Origin of the sequence: Nocardioides sp. NPDC051685 (assembly GCF_044453405.1) — a bacterium.
GTDB lineage: Bacteria > Actinomycetota > Actinomycetes > Propionibacteriales > Nocardioidaceae > Nocardioides.
Genome location: NZ_JBITCR010000002.1, coordinates 398,719 through 420,222, shown reverse-complemented (window position 1 = coordinate 420,222; position 21,504 = coordinate 398,719). Strand labels below are relative to the sequence as shown.

Here is a 21,504-nt window from a genome sequence, read left to right as displayed (position 1 = left end):
GAGTACTCGATGCCTTTCGCCCTCTACCTGCTTGCCCTGGCGGTCTTCGTCATGGGCACCTCGGAATTCATGCTCGCGGGGCTCGTCCCCGCGATCGCCACCGACCTGGACGTCTCCGTCGGCACGGCGGGTCTGCTGACCTCCGCGTTCGCTGTCGGGATCGTCGTCGGCGCTCCGGTGACGGCCGCCTTCGCCCGACGCTGGCCGCCGCGGCTCGCGCTGCTCGTCTGTCTCCTCGTGTTCGCCGGGTGCCATGTCCTCGGGGCGATCACGCCCGCGTTCCCGCTCCTGCTCGCCGCCCGTGTGCTCAGCGCCTTCGCCAACGCGGGCTTCCTCGCGGTGGCCCTGAGCGCGGCCACCAGGCTCGTGCCCGAGAACCAGAAGGGGCGCGCGCTCGCGATCCGGCTGTCCGGCACGACGATCGCCATGGTGGCGGGCGTTCCCGCCGGGGCGCTGCTCGGCACCGCGGCCGGGTGGCGGACGACGTTCTGGGCGATCGCGCTGCTGTGCGTTCCCGCGACCATCGGGATCCTCCAGGGCGTCGCGTACGCTCCGGGTCGGACCGCCGACGGAGACACCCCGGAGCTGCGTGCCGAGGTCGGCCGGCTTCGCTCGCCCCGTCTCCTCCTCGCGATGGCCCTCGGCGCCCTGGTCAACGGCGGCACCTTCGCGGCGGTCACCTACCTGGCGCCGGTCGTGACCGGGACCGCGGGGCTGACCGATGTGTGGATCTCGGTGACGCTGGTGATGTTCGGCGTCGGATCGTTCCTCGGTGTCACGCTCGCAGGGCGGCTGTCGGACCGCCGCCCCGGCCTCGTGCTCGCGGTCGGCAGCCCGCTGCTGCCGGCCGGGTGGATCGCGCTGGCGCTCGCCGCGCCTCATCCCGTGCTCCTCCTCGGGCTGGTCCTCGTCCAGGGGATGCTGTCGTTCGGCGTGGGCAGCATCTTGATCGCGCGGGTGCTCTACGCCGCCTCGGGTGCGCCGACGATGGGCGGGTCGTACGCGACCGCGGCGCTCAACACCGGAGCAGCGGCCGGACCTGTTCTCGGTGCTCTCGGCCTGGCGACCGGAGCGGGCGCGCTGGCACCGGTGTGGGTCGCCGCCGCGCTGACCACGCTGGCGCTCCTGGTCATGCTCCTCTCAGGGCGTGCGCTGATGACGACGGCGACCGGACGCCCCGGCTAGTGGGACTCGTGCTCGCGGTGGACCGAGACCTCGCCGTCGAGCTCGAGAGCGATCACGGTGCACAGCGGGTCGAGATCCTCGTCGGTGGTGAAGACGTACTCCCAGCCGGGGACCTCGTGCAGCCCGCCGATGCGCTGATGCTCGAGCTCGGTGCCGCTGCCGAGGACGTACGCCTTCACGACCCGGTTGCGCAGGCCGCGGACCACGACGTAGTCGTTGGGGCGGTCGAGGACGTAGAGGAACAGCGTGCGGCCGTCGGGCGAGACGGAGGTCGGGCCGTAGAAGTGGCCATGCGGCAGGCCGCGGCGGATGCCACGGACCGCGGGGGAGTGGCGGGAGACCCAGTCGCCGAGCGCCTCGAGCCGCTCGGTCTGCTCGGGCGCGATGGTGCCGTCCTCGCGCGGGCCGACGTCGAGCAGCAGGTTGCCGCCGCCGCCGATGGTCTCGACGAAGGTGCGCACGAGCTGGCGCGGTGACTTGTGGTTGTCGTCGTGCGGCTGCCAGCCCCAGGAGTCGTTGATCGTCAGGCAGAGCTCCCACGGGCCCTCGGGCGGCACGACCGGAACGCCCTGTTCCGGCGTCACGTAGTCGCCGTGACCGAGCATCCGGCCGTTGACGACCATCTCGGGCGCGAGCTCGCGCAGCTCTGCCCGCAGCTCCCGCATCCGCCACTGCCGCTCGTCCCGCTCCCACTCCCCGTCGAACCAGAGCAGGTCCGGCGCGAAGCGGGTCACCAGCTCCCGGATCTGGGTGCGGTGGAACTCCAGGTAGCGCTCCCAGCGCTCGGGCTCCTCCGCGCCCGGGCGCGGGACGGCGTAGGGGTTGTCCTGGACGACCGGATGCTGCACCGCTGGGCGCACCGTCGCATAGTCGGGGTGCGACCAGTCGAGGTGGGAGAAGTAGAGCCCGACCTTGAGCCCCCGGCGGCGTACGGCCTCGACGAACTCGGCGACGAGGTCGCGGCCGGCCGGCGCCTGCCTGACCACGGACAGGTCGTTGGCCTGGGTGTCGTAGAGGGCGACGCCGTCGTGGTGCTTGGCGGTGAGGACGGCGTACGTCGCCCCGGCCCGCTCGAAGAGCTCGGCCCAGGCATCGGCGTCGAACTCGGAGGCGGTGAAGCGGTCGATCTGGGCCATGTAGTCGGCGTAGGGGACCCGGCCGTCGTAGAACGACCAGGACTCGGCGACGCCGTCGACGCTGTAGATGCCCCAGTGGACGAAGATCCCCAGCTGCGCCTCGGGGAACCAGGAGGCGATCGGCATGCCCGCTACCCCTGGTGTCCGGCGATGGCGGCGCGGGTGTGCTCGAGCGCCCGCTCGCGCAGGGTGGTGCCGCCGCCGGTGACGATGCCGATGCTGAAGCCGTCCCACATCGCCCGCAGCCGCTCGGAGACGGCCTCCCGGTCGGCGACCTCCGGGAGCGCGGCGGCGAAGAGCCGGACCAGGTCGGCGTGCCACTCGTCGTCCATCGCGCGCTGCGCGGCGGCGAGCTCGGCGTCGTAGGGTGCGCGTGCCCACAGCTCGAGCCAGAGGAGCCAGCGCGGGTCACGCTCGTCGAGCGCTAGGTAGACGTCGGTGAAGGAGAGCAGCGCCTCGACGCCTCCGGAGCGGTCCTTCTCGACCTTCTCCAGGATCGGGGCCCGCTGCGCGGCGTACTCGTTCTCGCTCCAGCGCAGGGTCTCGAGGAGCAGGCCGTTGCGGGTGCCGAAGTAGTAGAGGAGGTGGCCGCCGCTGGTGCCGAGCCGGGCGGCGAGGGAGGCCATCGTGACCTTGGCGAGTCCCTGCTCGGCCACCATCTCCAGGGTTGTCGCGAGCACCTGCTCGCGTGGTCGTTCCAGGCGTCTGTTGGAGCGTGTGCGCGTCACCTCGACAGTGTCTCCTTGTGCTCGCGGGGTGAAATCTTCGGTCCCACCCCTTGACTCTAGCGGTGATCTGAGTCACTTTGAATGCCGTTCAAAGTTTTGTACGGCGTTCAAAACGCGCTGTACCCTCATCCCAAGGAGACCCGCGATGATCGAATCCATGCAGATGAGCCCGGAAGAGGTGACGCCGGCGCACGAGCGACGCCGGCTCGCGCGGGTGCTCGGACCCGGTGCCGCGGTTCTGCTGGTGCTCTCGTGCATCACGCCCGCCTCGAGCCTCTTCATCATCGTCCCGGAGCTGTTCGCGACCCAGGGGAGCGGCGCGGTGCTGGCCGTCGTGGCCGGCTTCGCGGTATCGGTCGCGATCGCCGCCTGCTACGCCGAGCTCGGCACGCGCACCGCCAGCTCCGGCGGTGAGTACGCGATGGTCACCCAGACCCTCGGCAAGTCGATGGGCTGGCTGACGTTCTCGCTGGCCGGGGTCCTGCTCTGGCTCATCCCGCCGATCTTCGCCCTCGGCACCGCGGACTACCTGGCCGACCTGGTGGAGCTGCCCCGGGCCGCGACCGGGGCGGTCGTCATGCTCGTGTCGACGGCCACGGCGATCCTCAACATCAAGGCCAACGCCGTCGTCACCGGCGCCTTCCTCGCCCTCGAGATGATCGCCGCGGTCGTCGTCACCGTCGTCGGCCTCGGTCACGTCCAGCGCGGCCCCGGTGAGCTGGTCACCCCGCACGTCATCGGCGCGAGCGGCCTGGAGCCGTTCACGGTGGCGATCCTGATCTCCGGCCTCGCGGTGAGCACGTTCCTGGTCAGCGGCTTCGGCACCACCGTCTACCTCTCCGAGGAGATCGTCGACCCGCGCCGCAACGTCGCCCGCGTCATCTTCTGGACCCTCACCCTGGGCGGGCTCGTCATCCTCATCCCCACCGTGACCACCGTCCTGGCGGTCGACGACCTCAGCGATCTGGCCTCCGGCAACTTCTCCCAGTGGGTGGCCGCCTGGGGCGGCGAGCGCGTCGCGGTCGCGGTGAACGTCGCCATCGCCATCGCCATCCTCAACGCCGTCATCGTGATGGTGCTGCAGAACGCCCGGGTCGTCTACGCCTCCGCACGCGACCGCTCCTGGCCCGCGCCGGTGAACAACGTCCTCACCAAGCTGCACCCCCGCTACTCCACCCCGTGGCTGGCCACCCTCGTCATCGGCGTTCCCGGCGCGATCCTCGCAGGAGCCGTCGAGATCGAGGCGCTCCTCGGTGTGACCTCGGTGGTCATCTCGACGATGTACGTCGTCGTGGCGATCGCCGCGCTCCGCGCCCGTCGGCAGGGGCCGGCCGCCCAGGGCTGGCGGATGCCGCTGTGGCCGCTGCCGCCGCTGGTCGTCATCGGCGCGATCGGCTACGCGCTGATCGGCTCGGCCCGGCTGGACGTCGTGATCACGGCCGGCGTCGTGGTCGCCGCCCTCGCCTACTACCACCTCTATCTCGCCCGCCGTCCCGGCGAGCGCTTCCTCGTCGTCGACCCGACCGAGGACTGAGCACAACCGGCACAACCCGACGAATCCAGAGAATCGAACGAGAGAGAAGAACGCCATGGCTCGCTACGGAACCCAGTTCGGCCCCGACATCACGTTCCTGGGTGTCGACCGGTGCGACTGGGCCGACCCCGCGACGTACGAGGGTGCCGATGTGGTCATCCTCGGCGCCCCCTTCGACGGAGGTACGTCGCACCGGTCGGGCACCCGGTTCGGTCCGCAGTTCATCCGGCAGACGTGCTACCTGCCCCACGACGGGTCGCGGCCCTCGCTGGCGATGCGGGTCGACGCGCTGCGGGACCTGAAGGTGCTGGACGCGGGTGACGTGGAGATGTTCTCCGGCGACGCCGAGCGTTCGGTGCGCGACCTGCAGGAGGCGGTCCACGCCGTGACGAGCAACGGCGCCATCCCGCTGGTGCTGGGCGGCGACCACACGATCGCGTGGCCGGACGCCGCCGGCGTCGCCCAGCACATGGGCCAGGGGCGCGTCTCGATGATCCACTTCGACGCCCACGCCGACACCGGGGACATCGAGTTCGGCTCGCTGATCGGGCACGGCCAGCCGATGCGCCGGCTCATCGAGTCCGGCGCGCTGCGTGGCGACCGGTTCCTGCAGATGGGGCTGCGTGGCTACTGGCCCGAGCCCGAGACGCTGGACTGGATGGCCGAGCAGGGCATGAGGTCCTACGAGATGACCGAGATCGTCCACCGCGGCCTGGAGGAGTGCCTCACCGAGGCCTTCACCATCGCCACCGACGAGTGCGACGGCGTCTTCCTCTCGGTCGACATCGACGTCTGCGACCCCGGCCACGCCCCCGGCACGGGCACCCCGGAGCCGGGCGGCCTGACCGCCCGCCAGCTGCTCGACTCGGTCCGCCGGATCGCCTACGAGCTGCCGGTGGTCGGGATCGACGTCGTCGAGGTCTCCCCGCCCTACGACCACGCCGACATCACCTCGTTCCTCGCCAACCGGGTCGTCCTCGAGGCCCTCTCGGGCATCGCCCGCCGCAAGCGCGACGAGGCCGACGGGACCCGCTGGGACCCGAGCCTCCCGCTGCTCGCCCAGCGTCCGGACCGGCGACCCGACCAGCGGCCCGACCAGCGGCCCACCGACACTGACAAACAGGAGAACTGACATGACCACCCACGACGTGATCGTGGTCGGCGCCGGCGTGACCGGCCTGACCGCGGCCTGGCGGCTCGCGCAGGCGGGCCGGGACGTGCTCGTCCTGGAGGCGCGCGACCGCATCGGCGGCCGGCTGCGCACCGAGGCGCACGGTGCGCCCGGGGAAGAGGCCGACTTCGAGATCGGCGGCCAGTGGGTCTCGCCGGACCAGGACGCCCTTCTCGGGATCCTCGACGAGCTCGAGCTGCCGACCTACCCGCGCTTCCGCGAGGGCGAGTCCCTCTACGTCGACAAGACCGGTGTCGCGCACCGCTTCGGCGACGAGCTCCCGGTCGGAGAGTCCACCTCGGCGGCCATCGCGCAGCTGACCAAGACCCTCGACGGTCTGGCCGCCGCGATGGACCCGGCCCGGCCGTGGGAGCTCGACGACGCCGACCACCTCGACAGCGTCTCGTTCCGTGCCTGGCTCGAGCAGCAGTGCGACGACCCGGTCGCCATCGACAACGTCGCCCTCTACATCGGGCCGGCGATGCTGACGAAGCCCGCCCACTCCTTCTCCGCGCTCCAGGCGGTGCAGATGGCCGCGAGCGCCGGGTCGTTCAGCAACCTCGTCGACGCCGACGTGATCCTCGACCGCCGGGTCGTCGGCGGCCTGCAGCGGGTGCCGCTGACCCTGGCCTCCCGTCTGGGTGACCGCGTCCGGCTCAGCCAGGACGTCACCCACATCGAGTGGGACGAGGACGGCGCCGTCGTCCACGTCGGCACCGAGATCCACGCCGCGCGCCGGCTGGTCCTCGCGGTCCCGCCGACCCTGGTCCCACGGATCCGGTTCAGCCCTGAGCTGCCGGCCGAGCACCGGATCGCCCGCGAGCACCAGTCCTTCGGGCTGGTCATCAAGGTGCAGGCGCAGTACGCGACCCCCTTCTGGCGCGCCGACGGACTCAGCGGCACCGGCTTCGCGCCCTGGCAGCTTGTCCACGAGGTCTACGACAACACCCCCGAGGGCGAGCCGCGTGGCACGCTGGTCGGCTTCGTCTCCGACGAGCGCGCCGACGCGGTCGGCCGGCTCTCCGAGTCGGAGCGCCGGGACCAGGTGCTCGAGTCGCTGGCGGCGTACTTCGGGGACGCGGCGCTCGAGCCGCTCACCTACGTCGAGAGCGACTGGCAGCACCAGGAGCTGACCGGTGGTGCGTACGGGACGAGCTTCGACCTCGGCGGGCTGACCCGCTGGGGCGCGGTGCTGCGCGAGCCGCTCGGGCCGATCGAGTTCGGCAGCAGCGACGTCGCCGGCCACGGCTTCCAGCACGTCGACGGTGCCGTACGTGTCGGCGACGAGATCGCGGGCCGCATCCTGGCGGATGCAACGTGATCGCAGCGGAGTGAGGCCTACCGTCACACCGGGCGCGCTCATCGTGGGGGTGAGCGCGCCAACCTCGAGAAAGGTCCACCAGTCGTATGCGCCTCCTCCTCATGGGACCGCCGGGTGCCGGCAAGGGCACCCAGGCCGCCGTCATCGCCGAGCGATTCGCCGTGCCGGCGATCTCGACCGGCGACATCTTCCGGGCGAACGTCGCCCAGCAGACCGCGTTGGGGGTGGCGGCACAGACCTACATGGATGCGGGTGAGTACGTCCCGGACGAGATCACCAACGCCATGGTCGCTGATCGCCTGGCCGGCGGTGACTGCGCCGACGGGTTCCTCCTCGACGGCTATCCGCGCACCCCGCAGCAGGTGGCCGAGCTCGACGAGATGCTGGCGCTGGCCGACGTCGCGCTCGACGCGGTGATGCTGCTCGAGGCGGACCCCGACGAGCTGGTGAGCCGGCTCCTGGCCCGGGCCCAGGAGCAGGGTCGCGCCGACGACACCGAGTCGGTCATCCGCCGCCGGCTCGAGGTGTACGCCGCCGAGACCGGTCCGCTCGCCGCGGGCTATGCGGAGCGCGGCCTGCTCGCGAGAGTGGACGGGCTGGGTCCCGTCGACGAGGTCACCGAGCGGATCCTGACCGTGCTGACGTCGGCGGCCGCTCAGCGGACGGCGACCTCGGCGCCGTAGCGCGCGACGCAGAAGGCCGAGAGCCGCTCGGCCAGACCGGCGAGCGCCTCGGCGGCGTGGTGCTGGGGGTCCCAGGCTGCGTACAGCCTGATCCGCACCCGCCCCGCCGGTGCCTCGATGTGCAGGGGCACCAGCCCGAACCGCGGGTCGTCGGAGACGACCGCGATCCCGCGGCCCGAGGCCGCGAGCGCCTGAGCGACCTGGGCGTTGGACACCTCGAGGACGTCGCCGTAGCCCACGGCGGCGTCCTCGACCGCTGCGTCCAGGAGCGGCCGCGGCCGCAGGTCATCGGTGAGCAGCACGAGCGGCCGCGTCACCAGGTCGCGTACGTCCACGGACCCCCGCCCCGCCCACGGATCGTCGGCCCGGACATAGGCCCACACCGGCAGCACGGCGAGCGCGCGCGAGGCCAGCGATCGGGCCGGCGGACGGGTGACGATCGCCAGGTCGGCGCCGGCGCGGACGGCGGCCACCGCGCCGCGCGGATCGAGCTCGCGGACCATCGCGACCGGGTCGTCGGGCCCGAGGGTCGCGAGGAACGGCGCGAGGACGTCGGTGAGCGTCGTGGTGGGCACGGCGAGGTGCAGCTCGTCGAGGTGGCCCGAGGCGAGCACGGCCACGGCGCGCTCGAGGTCGTCCGCGTGCGCCAGCAGGTCGCGGGCGCGGGGGAGGAGATCCTCGGCCGTGCGGGTGAGCCGCAACCGCCGTCCCTCCCGCGCGAACAGCGGCACCCCCAGGCCGGCCTCGAGCTGGCGCAGCTGTCGGGACAGCACCGGCTGGGTCACGTGCAGCACCTCGGCGGCCCGGGTCGCGGAGCCCGCGTCGGCGGTGGCGACGAAGTAGCGCAGCAGCCGCAGATCCATGCTCATGGGGCATGATTGTAGTAGTCAAAAGGTCTTGGACGACATGTGTCGCGGAGGCTCATGCTGAACCCATGACCGAGCTCTCGACCCTCGAACAGTCCCGCCTCCTGCGTACGCCCCTGCCCGGCCCGCGCTCCCAGGAGCTCATGGCCCGCAAGGTCGCGGCCGTGAGCCAGGGCGTGGCCACCACCATGCCCGTCTTCGCCGCCCGCGCGTCCGGCGGGATCGTCGAGGACGTCGACGGCAACCGCTTCATCGACCTCGGCTCCGGCATCGCGGTGACCACCGTCGGCTCCAGCGCCGCCAAGGTGGTCGAGGCGGTCTCCGAGCAGGTCGCGGCCTTCACCCACACCTGCTTCATGGTCACGCCCTACGAGGGCTACGTGGCCGTCGCCGAGCAGCTCGCCCGGCTCACCCCAGGCGACCACGAGAAGCGCACCGCGCTGTTCAACTCCGGCTCCGAGGCCGTCGAGAACGCGGTCAAGATCGCCCGCTCGTTCACCGGCAAGGACGCCGTCGTGGTCTTCGACCACGCCTACCACGGGCGCACCAACCTCACCATGGCGATGACCGCGAAGAACATGCCCTACAAGCACGGCTTCGGGCCGTTCGCGGGCGAGGTCTACCGGGCGCCGATGTCCTACCCGTTCCGCGACGCCGCCGAGATCGACGGCAAGCTGGCGGCGGCCCGGGCTACCTCCCTGATCGAGACCCAGGTCGGCGTCGAGAACCTCGCCGCCGTCGTGATCGAGCCGGTCCAGGGCGAGGGCGGCTTCATCGTCCCGGCGCCCGGGTTCCTCGCCGCGCTCGCGGAGTGGTGCCGCGCCAACGACGTGATCTTCGTGGCTGACGAGGTGCAGTCCGGCTTCGGCCGCACCGGCACCTGGTTCGCCGTCGAGCACGACGGTGTCGTCCCGGACCTGGTGGTCAGCGCGAAGGGCATCGCCGGCGGCCTGCCGCTCTCCGCGGTGACCGGCCGCGCCGACGTCATGGACGCCGTCCACCCAGGCGGCCTGGGCGGCACCTACGGCGGCAACCCGCTCGCCTGCGCCGCCGCGCTGGCCGTGATCGAGACCATCGAGGCCGAGGACCTGCTCACCCGGGCCCGCGAGATCGAGGCGCGTCTGCTCGGCAGGCTCCGTGACCTGCAGGCGAGCGACCCGCGCATCGGTGACGTACGCGGCCGGGGTGCGATGATCGCCGCCGAGTTCGTCGACCCGGCCACCGGCAACCCGGACGGCGCGGTCGCCAAGGCCGTCGCCGCCTACGCCCACAGCCAGGGGGTCATCACCCTGACCTGCGGCACCTGGGGCAACGTCATCCGCTTCCTGCCCCCGCTGAGCATCTCCGACGAGCTGCTCGACGACGCCCTGGACGTACTCACGACCGCGCTGGAGGAGACCAAGTGACCACGAGCACCGAGCCCACGAACACGCAGACCGGCTACCTCGACGCCCTCGAGCCCGGCAGCGGCATCCTCGTCGGCGGTCGGTGGCGCCCGGGCGCCACCGGTGTCTTCGCGGTCGAGAACCCCGCCACCCGCGAGCACGTCGCCGACGTCGCCGACGGCGCAGGAGAGGACGCGACCGCGGCCGTCGATGCGGCCGCCGCGGCGCTCCCCGCGTGGTCGGCCCTGCCGCCACGGACCCGCAGCGACCTGCTCAACCGGGTCCGGGACCTGATGCTGCGCGACGCCGACGAGCTCGCGGCCCTGATCGCGCTCGAGAACGGCAAGTCCCTCACCGACGCCCGCGGCGAGGTCGGCTACGCCGCCGAGTTCTTCCGCTGGTACGCCGAGGAGGCCGTGCGCCCGCACGGCGACTTCGGGTCCTCGCCGGCCGGTGGCACCCGCACCATCGTCACTCACAAGCCAGTGGGCGTGGCCGCCCTCGTGACGCCGTGGAACTTCCCGGCCGCGATGGCCACCCGCAAGATCGCCCCGGCCCTCGCGGCCGGCTGCACGGTCGCGCTCAAGCCCGCCGCCGAGACGCCTCTGACGGCCCTCGCGGTCGCCCGGCTCATCGCCGAGGCAGGCGTGCCGGACGGCGTCGTCAACGTGGTCCCCGGGACGGACGCCGCCGGCATCGTCAGCACCTGGCTCGCCGACCCGCGGGTCCGCAAGATCTCCTTCACCGGCTCGACCGGCGTCGGCCGCATCCTGCTCCGCCAGGCCGCCGACCGGGTCGTGAACACCTCGATGGAGCTCGGCGGCAACGCGCCGTTCGTGGTGACCTCCTCCGCGGACGTCGAGGCCGCGGTCGAGGGCGCGATGGTCGCCAAGTTTCGCAACGGGGGACAGGCCTGCACCGCGGCCAACCGGCTCTACGTCCACGCAGACGTCGCCGAGGAGTTCACCGCCCGACTCGGGGCGGCCGTGGAGGCGCTCCGCGTCGGCCCGGCCGAGCAGGGCAGCGACATCGGCCCGCTCATCTCCGCCAAGGCGTACGCCACGGTCACCGGCCTCGTCGACGCCGCCGTGGCCGCGGGAGCCGTGGTCGCGCACCGCACCGAGATCCCGCAGTCCGAGGGCTACTTCTACCCGCCGACGGTCCTCACCGGCGTACCGGCCGACTCGCCGTTGCTGCGCGAGGAGATCTTCGGACCGGTGGCCCCGATCGTGGTCTGGAACGACACCGAGGAGCTGCTCGCCGCCGTCAACGACACCGAGTTCGGCCTGGCGGCGTACGTCTTCGGCGAGCTGGGCGAGGCGCTGCACGTGGCGGAGCGGATCGACGCCGGGATGGTGGGGGTCAACCGCGGCCTCGTCTCCGACCCGTCGGCGCCGTTCGGTGGGGTGAAGCAGAGCGGCATCGGGCGCGAGGGCGCGCGGGCCGGGCTGGAGGAGTACCTCGAGACGCAGTACCTCAGCGTCGCCTGGTGATCTGCGCCTCAGGAATTGGCAGAGCGCAGGCCCTATCCACGATGATGTGACCCAGGCCACCCGCACACCCTGCGGGTGGTTCCTCGGGACGGCCTCACCCCGGCAGTCCCGGCAAACGCTCCAGACGGACCACCAGTGCCGCCCGGCAGATTGAGGAGTCACCCCTATGACCGCAGTGTTCGAGCCTGGGACATCGTTCGAGGCCTACGACCTGGCCGACCGCTACCGCGTGGGGGCCGGCCCCGTGCTGCTGACCGGGATCCAGGCGATCGCGCGGATGCTCGTCGAGCAGCGCGCCCTGGACCAGCGCCGCGGTCTGCGGACCGGCACCTTCATCTCCGGCTACCCGGGCAGCCCGCTCGGTGGTCTCGACCAGCTCCTGCTGGGCCTGCCGAAGGAGATGGCCGACGCCGACATCACCGTCGTGCCGGGCCTCAACGAGGAGCTCGCCGCGACCGCCGTATGGGGCTCGCAGTCGGCCGTCACCCTCGACACCGAGCGCTACGACGGCGTCACCGGGGTCTGGTACGGCAAGGGCCCCGGCGTCGACCGGGCCCTGGACGCGATGCGCCACGCCAACATGTACGGCGCCCACCCCAGCGGCGGCATGCTGATGCTGGTCGGCGACGACCCGGCCGCGAAGTCCTCGACCGTGCCGGCCGTGAGCGAGCGGACCCTGGCGAGCCTCGGCATCCCGGTGCTCTTCCCGCGCAACGCCTCCGAGATCGTCGAGTACGGGATGGAGGGCATCGCCCTCTCCCGTGCCTCCGGCTGCGTGGTGGCCCTCAAGATCGTCGCCGACGTCGCCGACGGCGCCTGGGTGGTCAACCCGGAGATCGGCGTGCTCGACCCGGTCATGCCGAAGACCCGGTGGGAGGGCATGCCCTACACCTACGAGCCGACCAAGATCGAGCTCTTCCCCGACCGGATCGTCGGCGCCGAGGCGAAGCTCTACGGCCCGCGGATGAACGTCGTCAAGGCGTACGCCGCCGAGAACCACCTCAACCGGATCGAGGTCAAGGCGCCGGACGCCAAGATCGGCATCGTCGCCTCCGGCTCCTGCTACGACTCGATGCGCCAGGGCCTGAAGGACCTCGGCCTCGACCACGACGAGCTGATGGCCGCCGGGATCCGGGTGCTGCGGCTGGGCATGATGTGGCCGGTCGAGCCGACGATCGTCGAGACCTTCGCCGAGGGGCTCGACGAGATCGTCGTCGTCGAGGACAAGACCTCCTTCATCGAGCAGGGCATCCGCGAGATCCTCTACGGCGAGCCCACCGCCCCGGTCATCATCGGCAAGAAGGACCGCGCCGGTGTCCCGCTGGTGCCGCTCGACGGCGAGCTGACCGCCGGCCGGCTGCTCGCGCCGCTGCGCCGGGCGCTCAAGGGCCACGCGGAGCTGAAGGCCGCCGGGCCCGCCCGGATCGACCTGCCGCTGCTGTCGACCTCTCGCACGCCGTACTTCTGCTCCGGTTGCCCGCACAACCGCTCCACCGCGCTCCCGGAGGGGAGCCTGGGCGGCGGTGGCATCGGCTGCCACACCCTGGTGACCGCGTCGCAGCGTGAGGACAGCGCGGTCGTCGGCATCACCCAGATGGGTGGCGAGGGCTCGCAGTGGATCGGCCAGGCGCCCTACAGCCACGCCGGTCACACCTTCCAGAACGTCGGCGACGGCACCTTCTTCCACTCCGCGCAGCTGGCCATCCAGGCCTGCGTCGCGGCGGGCGTCAACATCACCTACAAGCTGCTCCACAACGACGTGGTCGCGATGACCGGTGCCCAGAAGCGGCAGGGTGAGGTCGCGATGGCCCAGCTGACCCACAAGCTGATGAACGAGGGCGTCAAGGCGATCATCGTGGTCGCCGACGAGCCGAAGCGCTACCGCCGCAGCAACTTCCCCGCCGGCGTACGCCTGTGGCACCGCGACCGGCTCGATGACGCCCAGCGCGAGCTGCGCGAGATCGAGGGCGTGACCGTGCTGATCTACGACCAGCACTGCGCCGCCGACGCCCGTCGCCAGCGCAAGCGCGGCAAGCTCGAGCCCCGCAACACCCGGATCGTGATCAACGAGGCCGTCTGCGAGGGTTGTGGCGACTGCGGTGTGAAGTCCAACTGCCTCTCCGTCCAGCCGGTCGAGACCGAGCTGGGCCGCAAGACCCGCATCGACCAGACCTCGTGCAACACCGACTACACCTGCGTCGAGGGGGAGTGCCCCTCGTTCATGGCGGTCGAGACCGACCCGACGGCCAAGAAGGCGAAGAGGTCGACGCCCGAGCCGCCGAGCGTGGCGGACCCGGGCTACGGCGAGCTGGAGCGGACCTACGGCGTCTTCATGGCCGGCATCGGCGGCACCGGCATCGTCACCGTCAACCAGGTGCTCGCGACCGCCGCGCTGCGCGCCGGCTTCGGCGTGGAGTCGCTCGACCAGGTCGGGATGAGCCAGAAGGCCGGTCCGGTGACCGCCCACCTGCGGTTCGGCCCGGGGGCGATCGAGCCGTCCAACCGGGTCACCCCGGGGTCGGCCGACGCGCTGCTCGGTTTCGACCTGCTCACCCTGGCCGAGGGCAAGAACCTCGCCTACGGTGACCCGGCCCGCACCCGTGCGGTCGTGTCGACCTCGAAGACGCCGACGGGCCCGATGGTCTACGACAAGGACATCGCCTACCCTGCCGACGACGAGCTGCTCACCCGGGTGGACGGCGCGACGTCCTCGCTGCGCGCCTTCGACGCGCTCGCGGCCGCGGACACCCTCTTCGGAAACACCGCCGCGGCCAACTTCCTGCTGGTCGGCGCCGCCTACCAGGCCGGTGCGCTCCCGATCCCCGCCGCGGCGATCGAGGAGGCCATCGGCATCAACGGCGTCGCGGTCAGCGCCAACGTCGCCGCGTTCCGCTGGGGCCGCGCCTCGGTGGCCGCGCCGGAGGAGTTCGCCAAGGTCACCGGCACCGCCACCGCGCCGGTCGAGAAGATCTCCGTCCCGGCCCTGGACGAGGCCGGCTTCGACGGCGAGGTGCGGCGCCTCGTGGAGTTCCGCGCCCCGCAGCTGGTCGCCTTCCAGAACCAGCAGACCGCCCGGTCGTACGTGGAGACGGTCGACCGGATCTGGAACGCCGAGCGTGCGGTCACCGCGGACACCCGTTTCTCCGAGGCGGTCGCTCGCTACCTGTTCAAGCTCACCGCCTACAAGGACGAGTACGAGGTCGCCCGGCTGCTCACCGCACCGGCGGCCCTCGACGGCGTCCGCGCCGAGGTCCAGGGCAAGATCAGCTTCAAGCTCTCCCCGCCGATCTTCGGCGCGTTCCTGAAGGGCGGCAAGATGTCCTTCGGTCCGCGGTCCCACTTCATTCTGCGCCTGCTGGCGACCATGAAGTTCCTGCGCGGCACGGCGTTCGACCCCTTCGGTCGCTTCCACGTACGCCGCACCGAGCGCGCCCTCCTCGCGCACTACTCGGCGCTCGTCGACTCGCTCGCCGCGGAGCTCACCGAGGAGACGTACGCCCGGGCCGTCCGCCTCGCCGAGCTCCCGGACATGGTGCGGGGCTACGAGAACGTGAAGATGCGCAACGTCGAGGTCTACCGTGAGGCGCTCGCCGCCGAGGGGATCGACCTGACGGTCTAGAGGCTGGTCCTGGATGAGGCGGCGAACGCCTCTGCCAGCCTCGACTGCGCCCCGGCGCTGTCGAGGCTGGCCTCTACCCGGCGGATGTTGCCGGCCGACGGGTAGGCGAAGAGGGCCATCAGGACCACCGAGACGGCCCCGCCGATGACGTACGTCATCACCTGGCCCTCGGTGAGGATGAACGCGAGCGCGAGCGAGACGAGCGCGACCAGCTCGCTGAGCACGAGCCGGAGGATCATCGACATCTGGTGCTTCTGCAGCGCCTCGCCCTTCGCCTCCTCCGGAGCCGTGCCCGGGGTGATCGGAGCGACCCGGAACCCGATCGTCGAGACGATCAGGGCGATCACGACTCCAGCCGCGACCTGACCGCCGATGACGTACGTCGAGGGCAGTGTCAGGTCGGCATCAGCGACGCTGAGGTAGACGACCACCCCCAGCACCACGATCATGCTCATGAAGGCGAGCGCCAGCATCTGAGCCGAACGCAGGGCGGGTGTGGGCATCTGAGACTCCTCATCGACGGGTGACTGGGACGCAACCTAGCGGACTGGTGAAGCGGTCGTCAGGCGAGGTCGAGCGGGTCGCGGTGGAGGACGGCGCCCCGCTGCTCTCGGCGCTGCTCTCGGCGGAGTAGAAGCTCAGGTGGTGACGTCACGCGGAGCGGTGGGCCGCTCGACGCGCGACCGGGTGATGAGGATGCCGAAGGTGGTCGCGAGGATGTACATCACGATGCTGTAGACCGCGGCCGGGATGGCCACGGTCGTGTTGTCGAGCACGCTGAGCGCGATGGTGAGGGCCACGGTCGTGTTGTGGATCCCGACCTCCATCGAGGTGGCGATCGCCTGCTCCCGGCCGAGCCGGAACACCCGAGCGCCGAGGTAGCCCAGGCAGAGGCTCGCGCCGCAGAACAGCGTCACGACGATGCCGACCTCGCGGAGATAGTCGGCGATGTTCTCTCGCTCGCCGAGGATCGCGCCGGCAGCAACCAGGACCAGGACCACGATCGAGAAGATCCGGACCGGACGGTCGGCTCGGGCCGCGAACGTGTCGGACCGGTGTCGCACCAGCATCCCGATCCCGACGGGAACCAGCACGATCGCGATGACCTGGACGACCTTGCCGAACTGCAGACCGAGGGTGTCCCCGGCGCCGAAGTAGCCGATCGCCGCGTTCGTGATCAACGGGATGGAGACGGCCGCGAGCACCGAGTTGACCGCCGTGAGGGTGACGTTGAGCGCGACGTCGCCGCGGAAGAGATGGCTGAACAGGTTGGCCGTCGTCCCGCCGGGGGAGGCAGCCAGCAGCATGACCCCGACCGCGATCAGCGGGTCCACGTCCGCGACCACAACGAGGGCGAACGCGATCAATGGCAGCACCACGATCTGGAGCGTGAGCGCGACGAAGACGGCTCGCGGCGTGCGTACGACCCGGCGGAAGTCTCCGGGGGTCAGGCTCAGGCCCAGGCCGAACATGATGATCGCCAACGCGATGGGGAGGCCGACCGAGAGCAGGGCCGAGTCGTTCACTGTGTTCCTCCAGCGTGCGAAGCCGTCGCCACGGCCGGCGACATGAGACGTGCGTCACAGTGGATCATGCGGACGAGCCGGACCACAGTCTTATCCGGACATTTGACCCACCGATGACGTGTCCCCTGCCGCGAGCAGCTTCATCGGCTCGTGGCAGGGGACGTGGTGGTGAGCATTGCGGCGCTCAGTCGAGCTTGGCCGCGACCTCGTTGAGGTTGGTGCGCAGCTTGGCGCGGTAGGCGTCGTGCTGCTCGGGCAGCCGGGCGTCGCAGAACGCGGCCAGGTCGGTGCCGGTGACCTCGAGCACCGAACGGCCAGCGGCAGCCTCGGTCTCGAACTGGTCGAGGATCTCGCGGAGGATGGCGACGATGTCCATGCCGTCACCAGCGGTGAAGCGCCACATGTAGTTCTTCATCTCGGCGTAGACGGTGCGGTAGCCGGCGGGGAGTTCGGCGGCGCGGGCTTCCATGCGCTTCCAGTCCTTCTTGTCACCTACGAGGCGGCTGAGGAGGTTGTTCATGTCGTGCTCCTTGTGATCGGTGGTTTCCAGACCCCTGTTTGGGGCTGTGGAAGAAGCGTGCAGCCCTGACGCTGCGTCAAGGTCAAGCACCGATCGAAGGGAAGTTTTCGTGACTCGCGCCCGGGTCGTGAGACGGTCCGCCGGACTTTGGCAGAGAAGTCTAGAGTCTAGTAAATTACGTGACTATTGTAGTTTGATCCCATCCCTAGGAGGTCCGCGTGGAGCGGCTTCTCATCTTCGCTCTGGTCGGTCTCGCGGCCCAGGCTGTCGACGGTTCCCTCGGCATGGCGTACGGCGTCACCTCGAGCACCCTGCTGGTCGCCACCGGAGTCGCGCCGGCGTCGGTGCACCTGGCCGAGGTGGGCACCACGTTGGCCTCGGGTGTCTCCCACTGGCGGCTCGGCAACGTCGACTGGAAGGTCGTGGCGAAGATAGCGATCCCGGGCGGCATCGGCGCCTTCACCGGCGCGACCGTGCTCTCCGACCTCTCGACCGAGAGCGCGACGCCCTGGGTGGCCGGCCTCCTACTCGTCCTGGGCGTCTACATCGTCGCCCGCTTCGTCTTCGGCAAGCCGCCGGTCTTCATCCCGGGCCGGCGCCCGGGTCTCGGACTGCTCGCCCCGCTGGGTCTCTTCGGCGGCTTCATCGACGCCACCGGTGGCGGCGGCTGGGGCCCGGTGACCACGCCCACCCTGATCTCCAGCGGCACCCTGCATCCGCGCAAGGTGATCGGCTCGGTCTCCACCGCCGAGTTCGTCACGACCGTCTCGGCGAGCGTCGGCTTCCTGGTCGGCCTGGCAGGAGAGGCGCTCGACTGGCGGATCATCGGCGGGCTCCTTGTCGGTGGCGTGATCGCCGCCCCGTTCGCCGCCTACCTCGTCAAGCACCTCTCGCTGCCCATCCTCGGCGGGCTGGTCGGCAGCATCATCCTGGTCACCAACGGACGTACGCTGCTGCGCAACTTCGACGCCGAGTCGGCCGCCGCCTACGGCGTGCTCTTCGCCGTCGCGGCCGTGATCGTCGCGATCGCGGTGCGGAAGGCGGGCGGCGAGTTCGGCGGCGCCCCGACGCCAGAGCCGGCACCCGAGTCCGAGACCGCCAACGTCTGAGCCTATGCGTGTCGGGCCCGGCGGCCGGTGGGAAGTTCTTTCCGATGTCGATGTCGAAGGAGAACGATGAGGTTCGACGCACATGTGTCGGCCACCGAGAAGCGGTTGGCCCCGAACTGAGGAGCGCATCATGCCCCGTTTCATGGGATTCGTGAGGATGGAAGAGGGAATCGGCTCGGCGCCGGAGGCCCTGTACAAGGCGATGGGCGACTACATCGGCGAGCAGGCGGCGGCTGGCCACTTCCTCGACGGTGGAGGTCTCTTCGGCAGCGAGGACGCGGTGAACTTCGTGGTCGAGAAGGGCGAGGTCACCCGGGTCGACGGCCCGTACGCCGAGGCCAAGGAGGTCGTCGGCGGCTGGGCGCTGACGCGCTACGACACCCTCGAGGAGGCGATCGCCGGGCAGCGGGAGTTCGCGCAGCTGCACGCGACGTACTGGCCGGAGTGCAAGATCGTCGCCACCCTGCGCCAGGTCTCCGAGGCCGACTGACGCCTGCGGGTCCGATGCCTCGGCGGTGGCTCAGGCGCCGCCGAGGTGGAGGGAGGCGTACGTCTCCTTGATGAACCGGAGGTGGCTCCAGGTCTCGGCCTCGCGGACGCCGTCGAGCTCGCGGATGTGGTCGAGGACCCCGACGAGATCGCCGGAGGTGGCGGTGTTGACGGTGAGCAGGGCGTCGTAGCGCCCGAGAGTCCGGGCCACGAAGGTGACCGAGGGGAGCCGGGCGAGCTCCTCGGCGATCGGGCGGTGGGCGGCGCCGTCGAGGCGGAGCCCGATCCCCGTCGCCGTACGCCGCTCCCGGCCCGAGTGGCGCACGACCGCGCCCACCCGGACGACGTTGCCGTCGAGCAGCCGGACCACGCGCCGGCGCGTACCGGCGGGGGAGAGGCCGACGCTCGCGGCCAGGTCGACGTAGGAGGCACGCCCGTTCGTCTGCAGCGCGCGGAGCAGCGCGTAGTCGGTCTCGTCGAGAGACCCGGCGGCGGGCGCGGGGCCCACCGGGGCCGCCACGTCGCGGATCACCTCGGTATAGAGCAGCGTCTCGGTGGTGACGATGCCCTCGATCGCGCGCACCTCGGCGAGAGCGTCGTCGATCCGGACGATGTCCTTCGCCCGGAGCTCCAGGACCAGCGCGTGATGGCCGCTGGTCATCGAGACCAGCGTGGTGTCCTCGCGCGCCGCGGCCGCGTGGGCGACGTGGGTCGCGGAGCCGTTCACGGTCACCGAGACGTGGGCGAGCACGTCGTGGCCGAGGACGGCCGGATGGACGACGCCGCGTACGTCGATGTGCCCCTCGGCCAGCAGCCGCTGGACCCGCGTGGCCGCCGCTGATCGGGAGAGGCCGACGTGGGCGGCGATCTCGCGGTGGGTGAGGCGACCGTCCTCCTCGAGCAGGACGAGGATCGCCTCGTCGGTGCTGTCGAGGACGCCGGGCGTGATTTCGTTCGACATTTTTTGAGAGCGTCTCCAGGGTCGGATCGATCCTCGGGGCCAGGGATCTGCTGCGATTATGACGGATCCTCCGGCGATCGCCGACATATCGACAGCTATTACGGCCAGGTTAAGAGCGAAACGATTGCGGGTGTCCTCGGGATGCTCTTAAGGTGACGCAGATCTCGGCCGACCCACAGACCCAGGAGGCCCGGTGTCCACGGAACCGATCACCATTCCCTCAGCCACGCTGACCCCGCCGAAGGTCACCGAGGTCGAGCAGCACGGCGTCGAGCCGATCCCGGACCCCGAGCGCAGCGCCCGCCCGCTCGACCTGTTCCGGCTCACCTTCGGTGGCGCCAACACGATCGCCACCGTGGTGCTCGGCAGCTTCCCGATCCTCTTCGGGCTCTCCTTCGGGCACGCCCTGCTGGCCACGCTGCTCGGGCTGCTGCTCGGGGCTGTCGTCCTCGCCCCGATGGCCCTGTTCGGCCCGCGCAACGGCACCAGCAACTCGGTCAGCTCCTCGGCCCACCTCGGCGTGCACGGCCGGATCGTCGGCTCCTTCCTCTCCCTGCTCACCGCGCTCGCGTTCTTCTCGATCTCGGTGTGGAGCTCCGGTGACGTACTCGTCGGCGGAGCCAACCGCGCGGTCGGGCTGCCGGAGAGCGACCTGACCCTGGCGCTGGCCTACGGACTCTTCGCCGTGCTCGTCCTGGTCGTGTGCATCTACGGCTTCCGGTTCATGCTGCTGGTCAACAAGATCGCCGTGATCGCCGCGACCCTGCTCTTCCTGCTCGGCATCGTCGCCTTCGCCGGCGACTTCGACCCCGGCTACGCCGGTGCGTTCGGCTCCGGGTCGGAGGCGTTCGGCCAGCCCGGCTTCTGGGCGGCCTTCGTCGGCTCCGCGCTGATCGTGATGTCCAACCCGGTCAGCTTCGGCGCCTTCCTGGGCGACTGGGCCCGCTACATCCCCCGCGAGACCTCCGGACGCTCCTCGATGGCCGCCGCCTTCCTGGCGCAGATCGCCACCCTCGTACCGTTCTGCTTCGGCCTGGTCACCATGACGATCATCGCGACCCGGGAGCCGGAGATCTTCGCGACCGGCGCGTACGCCTCCGGGCTGCTCGCGATCGCGCCGGGCTGGTACTTCGCGCCGGTCGCGCTCATCGCCCTGATCGGTGGCATGTCGACCGGCACCACCGCGCTCTACGGCACCGGGCTCGACTTCTCCAGCGTCTTCCCGCGCTTCAACCGGGTGCAGTCCACGGTGCTGATCGGTGTCTTCGCGATCGGCGTCATCTTCATCGGCAGGTTCGTCTTCGACGTGGTCTCGAGCATCTCCGCCTTCGCCGTCCTGATCATCAGCTGCACCGTCCCGTGGATGATGGTGATGATGATCGGCTGGTACGTCCGGCGCGGCTGGTACGACTCCGACTCCCTGCAGGTCTTCAACCGTCGCCAGCGCGGTGGCCGCTACTGGTTCGCCCACGGCTGGAACTGGCGCGGCCTGGCCGCCTGGCTGATCGCGGCCGCCGTCGCGCTCACCTTCGTGAACCTGCCCGGTCAGTTCGTCGGGCCGCTCGCCTCACTGATCCCCGGCGGGGTCGACATCTCGATCCCGCTCGGGATGGGGCTCGGCGCGGTGCTCTACCTCGGCCTCCTCTTCGCCTTCCCGGAGCCGCGCGACGCCTACGGTCCCGAGGGATCTCGGCTGGTGCCGACGGCGCCGGCCGCGAACACCCCGGTGACCTCGGTCGACGACGGAGCCGCTCCTGCCGCCACCGTCACGGGCTGAC

Annotated in this window: 18 protein-coding genes; 11 read left to right on the top strand and 7 right to left on the bottom strand. The window is 71.0% G+C overall.

All coding sequences use genetic code 11. The features are described from left to right. Nucleotides 1-9: 9 nt before the first annotated feature. Nucleotides 10-1,185 (top strand): Cmx/CmrA family chloramphenicol efflux MFS transporter, encoded by a 1,176-nt coding sequence (locus ACIA03_RS07125; protein ID WP_396980664.1) that lies wholly within the window; start codon nucleotides 10-12, stop codon nucleotides 1,183-1,185. On the opposite strand, the gene ACIA03_RS07120 is transcribed toward ACIA03_RS07125, so the two are convergent. After that, nucleotides 1,182-2,447: an alpha-L-fucosidase gene (locus ACIA03_RS07120; protein ID WP_396980662.1), complete on the bottom strand. Its 1,266-nt coding sequence runs from the start codon at nucleotides 2,445-2,447 to the stop codon at nucleotides 1,182-1,184. The genes ACIA03_RS07125 and ACIA03_RS07120 overlap by 4 nt on opposite strands. A gap of 5 nt (nucleotides 2,448-2,452) precedes the next feature. Next, nucleotides 2,453-3,049 carry a TetR/AcrR family transcriptional regulator gene (locus tag ACIA03_RS07115; RefSeq protein ID WP_141794175.1) on the bottom strand — a complete coding sequence of 199 codons (597 nt, stop codon included), beginning with the start codon at nucleotides 3,047-3,049 and terminating at the stop codon, nucleotides 2,453-2,455. Between the two features lie 145 nt (nucleotides 3,050-3,194). Between ACIA03_RS07115 and ACIA03_RS07110 the strand changes: the two genes are divergently transcribed. The 4 genes from ACIA03_RS07110 to ACIA03_RS07095 all read left to right on the top strand — a co-directional run bounded on the left by ACIA03_RS07110 (nucleotide 3,195) and on the right by ACIA03_RS07095 (nucleotide 7,758). Then, entirely contained in the window at nucleotides 3,195-4,583 is a 1,389-nt protein-coding gene (locus ACIA03_RS07110; protein WP_396980659.1) for an APC family permease, read from the top strand. A gap of 55 nt (nucleotides 4,584-4,638) precedes the next feature. Further along, nucleotides 4,639-5,715, top strand: coding sequence for an agmatinase (gene speB / locus ACIA03_RS07105; protein ID WP_396980657.1), 1,077 nt, complete (start codon nucleotides 4,639-4,641; stop codon nucleotides 5,713-5,715). Between the two features lies 1 nt (nucleotide 5,716). Continuing rightward, nucleotides 5,717-7,075, top strand: a complete 1,359-nt coding sequence (locus ACIA03_RS07100) for a flavin monoamine oxidase family protein (RefSeq protein WP_396980655.1) — start codon at nucleotides 5,717-5,719, stop codon at nucleotides 7,073-7,075. Between the two features lie 86 nt (nucleotides 7,076-7,161). Next, complete coding sequence (locus tag ACIA03_RS07095; RefSeq protein ID WP_396980653.1) at nucleotides 7,162-7,758, top strand: adenylate kinase; 597 nt, start codon at nucleotides 7,162-7,164, stop codon at nucleotides 7,756-7,758. Here the strand turns inward: ACIA03_RS07095 and ACIA03_RS07090 are convergent. Further along, nucleotides 7,731-8,627 (bottom strand): LysR family transcriptional regulator, encoded by an 897-nt coding sequence (locus ACIA03_RS07090; protein WP_396980651.1) that lies wholly within the window; start codon nucleotides 8,625-8,627, stop codon nucleotides 7,731-7,733. The two genes, ACIA03_RS07095 and ACIA03_RS07090, sit on opposite strands and share 28 nt — an antisense overlap. Before the next feature lie 65 nt (nucleotides 8,628-8,692). Between ACIA03_RS07090 and gabT the strand changes: the two genes are divergently transcribed. The 3 genes from gabT to ACIA03_RS07075 all read left to right on the top strand — a co-directional run bounded on the left by gabT (nucleotide 8,693) and on the right by ACIA03_RS07075 (nucleotide 15,121). Further along, nucleotides 8,693-10,030 carry a 4-aminobutyrate--2-oxoglutarate transaminase gene (gene gabT, locus ACIA03_RS07085; protein WP_396980649.1) on the top strand — a complete coding sequence of 446 codons (1,338 nt, stop codon included), beginning with the start codon at nucleotides 8,693-8,695 and terminating at the stop codon, nucleotides 10,028-10,030. After that, complete coding sequence (locus ACIA03_RS07080; protein WP_396980647.1) at nucleotides 10,027-11,502, top strand: NAD-dependent succinate-semialdehyde dehydrogenase; 1,476 nt, start codon at nucleotides 10,027-10,029, stop codon at nucleotides 11,500-11,502. The genes gabT and ACIA03_RS07080 overlap by 4 nt, the downstream gene beginning before the upstream one ends. Before the next feature lie 166 nt (nucleotides 11,503-11,668). Beyond that, entirely contained in the window at nucleotides 11,669-15,121 is a 3,453-nt protein-coding gene (locus tag ACIA03_RS07075) for an indolepyruvate ferredoxin oxidoreductase family protein (RefSeq protein WP_396980645.1), read from the top strand. Here the strand turns inward: ACIA03_RS07075 and ACIA03_RS07070 are convergent. The 3 genes from ACIA03_RS07070 to ACIA03_RS07060 form a co-directional block, all read right to left on the bottom strand. Then, on the bottom strand, nucleotides 15,118-15,624 hold the full coding sequence (locus ACIA03_RS07070; RefSeq protein WP_396980643.1) for a hypothetical protein: 507 nt from the start codon (nucleotides 15,622-15,624) through the stop codon (nucleotides 15,118-15,120). The genes ACIA03_RS07075 and ACIA03_RS07070 overlap by 4 nt on opposite strands. A 135-nt stretch (nucleotides 15,625-15,759) precedes the next feature. Next, nucleotides 15,760-16,647: a bile acid:sodium symporter family protein gene (locus ACIA03_RS07065; RefSeq protein WP_396980641.1), complete on the bottom strand. Its 888-nt coding sequence runs from the start codon at nucleotides 16,645-16,647 to the stop codon at nucleotides 15,760-15,762. 184 nt (nucleotides 16,648-16,831) lie between these two features. Next, nucleotides 16,832-17,167, bottom strand: a complete 336-nt coding sequence (locus ACIA03_RS07060; RefSeq protein WP_396980638.1) for a DUF1048 domain-containing protein — start codon at nucleotides 17,165-17,167, stop codon at nucleotides 16,832-16,834. A gap of 218 nt (nucleotides 17,168-17,385) precedes the next feature. Here ACIA03_RS07060 and ACIA03_RS07055 point away from each other — a divergent pair, with 218 nt between their 5' ends. Continuing rightward, nucleotides 17,386-18,276 (top strand): sulfite exporter TauE/SafE family protein, encoded by an 891-nt coding sequence (locus ACIA03_RS07055; protein ID WP_396980635.1) that lies wholly within the window; start codon nucleotides 17,386-17,388, stop codon nucleotides 18,274-18,276. Between the two features lie 130 nt (nucleotides 18,277-18,406). Next, on the top strand, nucleotides 18,407-18,766 hold the full coding sequence (locus tag ACIA03_RS07050; protein WP_396980633.1) for a YciI family protein: 360 nt from the start codon (nucleotides 18,407-18,409) through the stop codon (nucleotides 18,764-18,766). Between the two features lie 30 nt (nucleotides 18,767-18,796). On the opposite strand, the gene ACIA03_RS07045 is transcribed toward ACIA03_RS07050, so the two are convergent. Beyond that, the gene (locus ACIA03_RS07045) at nucleotides 18,797-19,726 is read right to left on the bottom strand and encodes an Lrp/AsnC family transcriptional regulator (protein ID WP_396980631.1); all 930 of its coding nucleotides are present in this window, start codon (nucleotides 19,724-19,726) and stop codon (nucleotides 18,797-18,799) included. Nucleotides 19,727-19,919: 193 nt separating this feature from the next. On the opposite strand from ACIA03_RS07045, the gene ACIA03_RS07040 reads away from it, so the two are divergent. Further along, nucleotides 19,920-21,503 (top strand): purine-cytosine permease family protein, encoded by a 1,584-nt coding sequence (locus ACIA03_RS07040; protein WP_396980629.1) that lies wholly within the window; start codon nucleotides 19,920-19,922, stop codon nucleotides 21,501-21,503. Nucleotide 21,504: the final 1 nt, after the last annotated feature.

What these genes read in the sequence shown, in the direction of transcription:
- ACIA03_RS07125 (WP_396980664.1), top strand. Translation starts at nt 10, where the DNA reads ATGCCTTTCGCCCTCTACCTGCTTGCCCTGGCGGTCTTCGTCATGGGC.
- ACIA03_RS07120 (WP_396980662.1), bottom strand. Translation starts at nt 2,447, where the DNA reads ATGCCGATCGCCTCCTGGTTCCCCGAGGCGCAGCTGGGGATCTTCGTC.
- ACIA03_RS07110 (WP_396980659.1), top strand. Translation starts at nt 3,195, where the DNA reads ATGATCGAATCCATGCAGATGAGCCCGGAAGAGGTGACGCCGGCGCAC.
- speB (WP_396980657.1), top strand. Translation starts at nt 4,639, where the DNA reads ATGGCTCGCTACGGAACCCAGTTCGGCCCCGACATCACGTTCCTGGGT.
- ACIA03_RS07100 (WP_396980655.1), top strand. Translation starts at nt 5,717, where the DNA reads ATGACCACCCACGACGTGATCGTGGTCGGCGCCGGCGTGACCGGCCTG.
- ACIA03_RS07095 (WP_396980653.1), top strand. Translation starts at nt 7,162, where the DNA reads ATGCGCCTCCTCCTCATGGGACCGCCGGGTGCCGGCAAGGGCACCCAG.
- ACIA03_RS07090 (WP_396980651.1), bottom strand. Translation starts at nt 8,627, where the DNA reads ATGAGCATGGATCTGCGGCTGCTGCGCTACTTCGTCGCCACCGCCGAC.
- gabT (WP_396980649.1), top strand. Translation starts at nt 8,693, where the DNA reads ATGACCGAGCTCTCGACCCTCGAACAGTCCCGCCTCCTGCGTACGCCC.
- ACIA03_RS07075 (WP_396980645.1), top strand. Translation starts at nt 11,669, where the DNA reads ATGACCGCAGTGTTCGAGCCTGGGACATCGTTCGAGGCCTACGACCTG.
- ACIA03_RS07070 (WP_396980643.1), bottom strand. Translation starts at nt 15,624, where the DNA reads ATGCCCACACCCGCCCTGCGTTCGGCTCAGATGCTGGCGCTCGCCTTC.
- ACIA03_RS07060 (WP_396980638.1), bottom strand. Translation starts at nt 17,167, where the DNA reads ATGAACAACCTCCTCAGCCGCCTCGTAGGTGACAAGAAGGACTGGAAG.
- ACIA03_RS07050 (WP_396980633.1), top strand. Translation starts at nt 18,407, where the DNA reads ATGCCCCGTTTCATGGGATTCGTGAGGATGGAAGAGGGAATCGGCTCG.
- ACIA03_RS07045 (WP_396980631.1), bottom strand. Translation starts at nt 19,726, where the DNA reads ATGTCGAACGAAATCACGCCCGGCGTCCTCGACAGCACCGACGAGGCG.